The sequence below is a fragment of the Thiocapsa sp. genome, assembly GCF_035467215.1.
Taxonomy (GTDB): Bacteria; Pseudomonadota; Gammaproteobacteria; order Chromatiales; family Chromatiaceae; genus Thiocapsa.
In genome coordinates, this window is sequence record NZ_DATITZ010000132.1 from 1 (window position 1) to 4,001 (window position 4,001).

Genomic DNA, 4,001 nt, shown 5'->3' on the forward strand with positions numbered 1-4,001 from the left:
CCGGATTCAGCCAGGTCGGGGCGATCTGCGGCAAGGACGCCTGTGGTGTGAAGGCCAAGATTCGGGGCAGGACCTCGCGATAGATCGGATTGGCGATCGTCAGGCCCCGACCCGGCGCCATCCGACAGAGACCGAGATCGATGAGGTATTGGATGTCGTCCTCGGGCACCTCGCCCAAGGCGGTCCCGGCCAACATCGGCTCGATGACCCGGCGCACACGCGGCTCGCGCAGCTTGTCGGCCAGCTGGTCCAGATGCGTGACCCGACGCAGGATGAGGTTCTCCTTGGCCTGCTCGATCATCTCCAACGTGATCGGGCGGCTGCGGTCACGGCCTTGGCGCATCTCGAAACAGGTTTCGTAGGCCAGCGCGTTGACCAGCCAAGGCTGGCCGACCGTCAGCGTCCAGACCCTCTGCATCGCCTCCTCGGTAAACGTCTGACCGGTCTCGGCGGTATGCTCCTGCAACAGCGCTCTTACCTCCGCGGCATTGAAATCGCCCAAGCGCAGAGACTGAGCCTTGATGTTGAAGGCACTGCCGCCGGTGATCGGCGCCTCGGAGCTGGAATGGATGCGATAATCGCGCAGATCCCGCACACCACACAGAATCACCGTTTGCGGAAAACCCGTGGGGCGCTGCGAATAGCCCGCGCGTAACTGGCGCAACAGCGAGATGAGCGTGTCGCCGACCAGCGCATCGACCTCGTCGAGAAGCAGGACCGTCGGCCGCGGCGACTGCGCGCTCCAGCGCGCCAGAAACTGGCCCAGCGCGACCGTTGCCGACTGCTCGGCGAGCACCTCGCGCGCCAAGGCTTGAGGCGCGGAGTCGCCGAGCCAGAAGTGTGCGCTGTTCGCCAGGGTCTGCACGATGCCGGTCATCGCCAATTCGACATTCTCGCGAGCGGGCTGCGCCGTTTCGATATTGGCGTAGAGCGCCAGATAACGCCCCTCCCGATTCAGATACTCCATCAGAGCCAGTAGACAGGTGGTCTTGCCGGTCTGCCGAGGGGCGTGCAGGAGGAAATATTTTTCCTGGTCGATGAGAGTCAGCACTTGCGCCAGATCCCAACGCTCCAGCGGAGGAAGAGAATAGTGCTTGTCTTGTTTGATCGGACCTTCGGTGTTGAAGAAACGCATGAGGAAACTCCGGGGCTGTCAGGGCAGGCCGAGCGCCAAATTATCACATTCGTTCGGATGAACATCCCGCCGGGACGCGCCCGAGATCGGCCGCGACGACCTGTGGTTCCCCCTAGCGCGACCGGCCCGCTTAGCCTATCTTCGAGGCTCAGGGCTCGATGGCATTGCCGGTCAGGGCTGCGCACCTTCGATCCTGTCGCTTTCTCCATTGGTGCAGTCCAGCAGGGGTAGCCGGGATGATGGGATCGACCACGCGTTTCCTGACCGCGGCGTTCTTAGGCGTTGCCGCGCTCGGGACATCGATCGTCGGCGCGACGAGCTTCCCCACCAGCGAGTATTTGACCGGAAGCTGGGGCGGGGCGCGCGATCGCTGGAACGATGCAGGCTTCACGTTCAACCTGAACTACACGGCCGAGCCGATGTTCAACATCGACGGCGGCGAGATCCTCGGCGGGACCTACGCCGACAATATCGCGCTCGACGTCTTGATGGATCTCGAGCGCTTGTTCGGCATCCCGAGCACCAGCCTGCTGGTGAAGGTCTCCAAACGCGACGGCGACAGCGTCTCGGCGCGGTTCGTCGCTCCCTCTGAAGGCGGCAACACCTTCACGGTGCAGGAGCTCTACGGCGGACAGAACGTCAAGGTCGCGAATGTCCAGTTCATCACTCGGCTGTTGGACGACCGGCTCGATCTGGCCTACGGGCGACTGATCGCAAACGACGATTTTCTACGCTCGGACCTCTACTGCCAGTTCGTCAACAATTCATTCTGCGGCAGCCCCAAGCCGGTTTTTCTCCAGAACCCCTTCACTTTCACCGCCTATCCGCTCGCGACCTGGGGCGCGCGCGTACGCTACGACACCCCGTCACGCGTCTGGACCTTCCAGGCGGCGATCTACGATGGCGATCCGGAGCTCAAGGACGGCGACCCGACCAGTCGGAGCCACAACGAGCACGGTCTGACCTGGGGCCTCGGCAACAACGGTGCGACCTTGGCCGGCGAGATCCACTATCACCTCAACCGCGACTCGGACCAGGCGCTGCCCGGTGTCTACAAGATCGGCGGCTTCTATCTGACCGGCGACTATCAGGATTTCGGCCGCCTCTCCGACCCTACGGCGACCGTCACCGGAAACGGGATGATCTGGCTGCTCGCCGATCAGAGGCTCTACCGGGTCTCACCCGGCAGCGCGCGCGGGCTCTCGGCCTTCGGCGCCCTGGTTTTCAGCCTCACCGACGAGGCCAACCAGATGTCGAGCTATTTCAACGTCGGCCTGGTCTACGAGGGGCTGTTCGATGGACGCCCGCAGGATCGGACCGGGCTCGGCATCACCACCGGCTGGTACAGCGACGCCTACGACGACGGCCTCGTCGCAGCGGGACTGCCGAGCAAGAGCTACGAGGCGGCCATCGAGCTGAACCACGGCTTTGTCCTGCCGCGCGGGATCCTGATCCAGCCGGACATCCAGTACAGCATCCGCCCGGCCGGTACGGGCGAGATCGACAACGCGTTTCTGATCGGCGCCAAGGTCAGCATCAACTTCTGATCCGAGCCGCGGGAGATTCAAGCACATGGCCGTCGTCGAGCTGAAGGCGCCGTTGGATGGCGTCATCCTTCCCCTGGAGCAGGTCCCGGACCCGGTGTTCGCGCAGAAGATGGTCGGGGACGGTGTCTCGATCGATCCGATGAGCGCACTCCTGATCGCGCCCTGTGCCGGCACCGTGACCCAGGTGCATCGCGCCGGGCACGCCGTGACCCTGACCACGGACGAGGGCATCGAGGTGATGATGCACATCGGCCTGGATACGGTCTCGCTCAAGGGCCAGGGCTTCACCCCGAAGGTCGCGCAAGGCGAGCGGGTCGAAGCCGGGACTGCGCTGATCGCATTCGATGCGGATTTCCTCGCGACCCACGCCAAGAGCCTGCTCACCCAAGTGGTGATCACCAACGGCGAACGTGTCGCGCAGCTCGAGGCCGCGACCGGACGGGTGCGCGCCGGGCAGGATGTCTGTCTGACGCTGCGCCTGGCCGAGACAACCGCCGAATCCGGTGTCGCGGAGGGCCGGCGAGTGGTCTCGGATGCCATCCTGATCCCGAATCCGACCGGCCTACATGCTCGCCCGGCGGCGGTGCTCGCCAACCTGGCCAAGCGCTTCAAGTCGCGGATCCTGGTGCAACGCGGCGAGGATCAGGGCAACGCCAAGAGCGTCGTCGCGCTGATGGGGCTGGAAATCGAGCACGGCGACAAGGTGCAGCTGATCGCCGAAGGGCCGGACGCCGCCGAGGCGATCGCGGCGCTGGCCCCCGAGCTTGCGGCGGGTCTCGGAGATGAAGGGACGCATCCGGCCCCCGCGCCCGCGACGACCGAGATCGGGGAGGACGCCGCTCCGGCGCCGCGCCCGCGCTCGGACGATCCGAATCTGCTGCTCGGCGTCTCGGCCTCGCCGGGGCTCGCCGTCGGCACGATCTTTCAGCTGCGCCGCACCGAGATCGATGTGCCGGAGCACGCCGAGTCTCCGAACCGCGAGCGTCGCCGTCTCGACGACGCCTTCGATACCGCGAAGGTCCAGCTCGAATCGCTCCAGTCGGAGCTCCAAGCCCAGTCCGATCCGGGCAAGGCGGCCATCTTCGCCGCGCATCAGGAGCTGCTCGAAGATCCCGACCTCATCGACATCGCCGAGAGCGCCATCGCCAAGGGCAAGAGCGCGGCCTTCGCCTGGCAGCAGGCCTACCGGACCCATGCCGAGCGGCTCGCCGGATTGAGCAATCCACTGCTCGCGGGACGCGCGAACGACCTGGAGGATGTCGGCCGGCGTGTGCTCGCCATCATCACCGGGCAGCCGATCGAGGAGCCCGAGATCCCGC

3 protein-coding genes are annotated in these 4,001 nt (G+C 65.4%); 2 read left to right on the top strand and 1 reads right to left on the bottom strand.

The window, feature by feature from the left end:
• The coding region (locus VLR48_RS07620) for an ATP-binding protein (RefSeq protein ID WP_325291207.1) at positions 1-1,135 on the bottom strand (1,135 nt) is incomplete at its 3' end.
• A 236-nt stretch (positions 1,136-1,371) separates the two neighbouring features.
• Between VLR48_RS07620 and VLR48_RS07625 the strand changes: the two genes are divergently transcribed.
• On the top strand, positions 1,372-2,682 hold the full coding sequence (locus VLR48_RS07625; protein ID WP_325291208.1) for a carbohydrate porin: 1,311 nt from the start codon (positions 1,372-1,374) through the stop codon (positions 2,680-2,682).
• A gap of 25 nt (positions 2,683-2,707) precedes the next feature.
• A partial coding sequence (locus VLR48_RS07630; RefSeq protein ID WP_325291209.1) for a glucose PTS transporter subunit IIA occupies positions 2,708-4,001 on the top strand: 1,294 nt, incomplete at its 3' end.